Source organism: Desulfonatronospira sp., assembly GCA_003563255.1.
Lineage (GTDB): Bacteria > Desulfobacterota > Desulfovibrionia > Desulfovibrionales > Desulfonatronovibrionaceae > Desulfonatronospira.
The window spans coordinates 1-3,178 of sequence record PWSL01000157.1; the positions used below are offsets into that span (position 1 = coordinate 1).

The 3,178-nt window shown below is 47.7% G+C and carries 2 protein-coding genes; one reads left to right on the forward strand and one right to left on the reverse strand.

All coding sequences use genetic code 11. The annotated features are described in order from the left end of the window. Positions 1-1,315: DUF3365 domain-containing protein (locus QZP87_RS04450; protein ID WP_291321715.1), on the reverse strand; the 1,315-nt coding region annotated here is incomplete at its 3' end. Between the two features lie 729 nt (positions 1,316-2,044). Here QZP87_RS04450 and QZP87_RS04455 point away from each other — a divergent pair. Then, complete coding sequence (locus QZP87_RS04455; protein WP_291321716.1) at positions 2,045-2,527, forward strand: hypothetical protein; 483 nt, start codon at positions 2,045-2,047, stop codon at positions 2,525-2,527. Positions 2,528-3,178 lie beyond the last annotated feature (651 nt).

Genomic DNA, 3,178 nt, shown 5'->3' on the forward strand with positions numbered 1-3,178 from the left:
ACAGCTCCTTTAATGACCTGGTTGACCAGTTCTGCAGGGAAAGGGTCTTCTGATCTTTTTCCACAAAATGGAAAAAACCTATGGAACTGTCCACGAATACTTCGGCGTCGTCCAGGACTCTGGTCATAAGCTCATCCAAAGAATGAGTCTGTGCATACTCATACAGTTCCAGCCGCTTAGTGGTAAGCAGGTTCGCCGTATGTTCCCTGGTAACATCACGAAACACCAGCACTACGCCTGTTATGTTGCCCAGTCTGTCTGTAATGGGGGAGCAGGTTTTCTTAATGGTTATCTTGCTGCCGTTTCTGGATATCAGCACTGAATGAGTGTGCTGGTCCTTGAGCTGCCCCTGCTGTAAGATTTCAGATACAGGACATGCTTCCCTGCTGTGGTCATGGTAATCGACAATCCTGCATACCTCATTCAGATAACGTCCTTTATAATCACGATTAGCCCAATGGGTCAGCTTTTCTGCAGCCGGGTTCATATTCACTATTCGGCCAGTCTGGTCGAAGGAAATGACACCTTCGCCTATGGAATACAGGGTGGAGGCAGTTTGCTCCCTGCTCTCCAGCAGCTTCAATTCCGAACCTCTCAGCAGGCGCTGTCCGGTCCATAAACCAAGCAACCCCAGAACACCGATGAGTGCATGAGCAACAACCAGCCCTGTTTTCTGTTCTCCGGATTGAGCAAGGTAAGGTTCCCAGGGTACGGAAACACTTATTCCGCCATGAATATCACCTAATGCATAACCCTGATGTCCATGACAGCCAAGACAGTTTTCCTTAGTTACAAGCGGCTTCATAAACCGTAAATATTGGCGGCCATCCATGGTTTCCACTGAAGAAGTACGATCTGTGCCCTGCTCAAAGGAGAGCAAGGCCCGGGCCTCCCATTGGTCCGGGGCGTTTTCAGGACGCAGGGGGTTGAGGCTGGTGATGTTCCCCAGCATATGGTACTGCTCCAGGGCCAGTTCATGCACCTGGCGGGTCATGTAGGCCGGATTGATCAGGGTAAGTTCCTTGCCGGTCGTTGTGACCACGTCCCGATCAGAAATATGTTCAAGATAGGGGTTGGGCGGGGTGGTTTCAGTGGGCTGGACATATACTCCACCATGCATGGCAGCCCAATGCCGGTAGACAACATCTTTTTCAAAGTAAGCCCTGGCTTCATTCTCAGCCAGGGACATGGTTATATTATTCACCTGGTGCCAGTTCCAGGCCAGGGACGCAACCAGCACAACTACCCAGATTACTGCAGCCGCCAGGATCAGACGGTTTGTGGTTAATGAAGCGGTCAAAGAGTGTTTGGTCATGGTTGCATATCCCTACAATGGACAGTCAAAAGTTTTTTATAATCTTCTGTTTTTATTATCTTTTTAGGCTACTCAAAATATCTTTTCAGTCCAGACCAGGTATCTATACAAATTTAGTAACTATTCATTATAACAGGCAGCCTGCCTGTGGCTAAGGTTTATAGAATTTATCAGCCACCCCCGTGCACCTATCTATCATGTTCCGAGTAAGTAATTCATGCGCAGGGCAATTATCATCCCTGCCAAGATAGGTGCAGGGCAAGCTGCTGCGCTCGACGTAAAGGCAGACTGTAAGACAGACTGTAAGACAGACTGAATATTTTCCTCCTGGCGACTTGCCAGATGGAAAGGATGCTATCGCCTTGCGGCGAGGCAGAGTGTTGCACCGCAGGTGCTGACAGCTTTTCGGCGGACAGGTCGTCCGCAGAAAGATATCCTGTGTCTGTCTTTTCAGTCTGGCTTATTGTCTGTGGCTAATAATTCTTTGCCAGGTAAAAAAGAAACTAATTATCATTAAGGGAAAGGCCAGGCTTTTGTTTTGGTGTATAACTTTCTGGGTAAATTAATCTGTCGCTAAAATCAATCTGAAATGAGAACTTACTTTTGGATGCGGGATAAAAGACGCGGCACTGTCCAGTTACTTAACCCAACAAGTAAAAATTTGTCATTGATCAGCATATCTTATTTATTTGACTTGACGATCATTTTATGCCGTATTAAGAAAAAAGGATGGATATTCAAGCCTCCTCACCAGGCAATACCACGCACAACCCGGCAAACCAACTGTCCAGTCCGGAATTCAGGGACATGGTCCGCGCAGAGCTGTCCGACATCCTGGCCGATTTCATCGCGACCCAGGAAAAGCGGGCCAGCCAGGTCTCACTTATCGAACGTATAGTACGAGTTGAGGAAGCCCAGCGGTCCCATGAGCAGTTAACCAAGGCTCTGCTGGAGCAGATGAACCAGTGTTTTGAAGCAGTGAACCAGCGGTTTGAATCCATGAACCAGCGTTTTGAATCCATAAACCAGCGTTTTGAAGCGGTGGACAAGCGTTTTGAATCCATGAACCAGCGGTTTGAATCCATGAACCAGCGTTTTGAATCCATGGATAAACGCTTCGAGGATATGAACCGTCGTCTGGATCGGTTCATGTTCTGGTCCCTGGGATTGACGGTTACCGCCACTTTTCTGATCATCACCGTTCTACGATAATTACCTTTGGATGGGTGTATTACGCGTTTCTGGGAACGAGGTTGGGGACAGTCCCAGTCATGGTGCAGCATTCTATTCTTAAGATTGGGTTGCGGGCAAAGCCCGCCTTAGTTCACTAACCTGGTTAGGTCCGACCCCGAAAGCTTTTGTGAATATTGCGGAATCTGGATTCAGACCTTACTGGTATGCACTGGGGGTAACACCATGAATACTATCACTACAGCGAAACTTATATATTGACCTCCGGGGACTGGCTCTTTTGCCGCCTGATTTTTTGTTCAATTGCAAGTTTTCAAAGGGCAAAAGTGCCTGTCCCCAATTGAGACAGATTATAAATTTTAGAAGTTTCGCTGTAGGCTATTCAGATAAATGAAAAGTGTCTTTCTCAAATCCCGGCTTTGCAGCTTCTGATTGGCTTGGGATTTGAATTTTTGCCATCAGAGGTGATCGTGGAATGGGCAGACCATCAGTGCAGGTTTAACCTGTCCTTTTATGTTTAAAGCTTAACTAAAATCTAATCAGCGTCCAGGGTTTTCCTGATTATGGCCGCCAGTTCCTTCAGCTGGTAAGGCTTGCTGAGGAAGTCCCTGGCGCCTGCAGAAAGTGCGTCCCTGCCATGGCCATTGGCCGTATAGCCACTGGCAATAACCA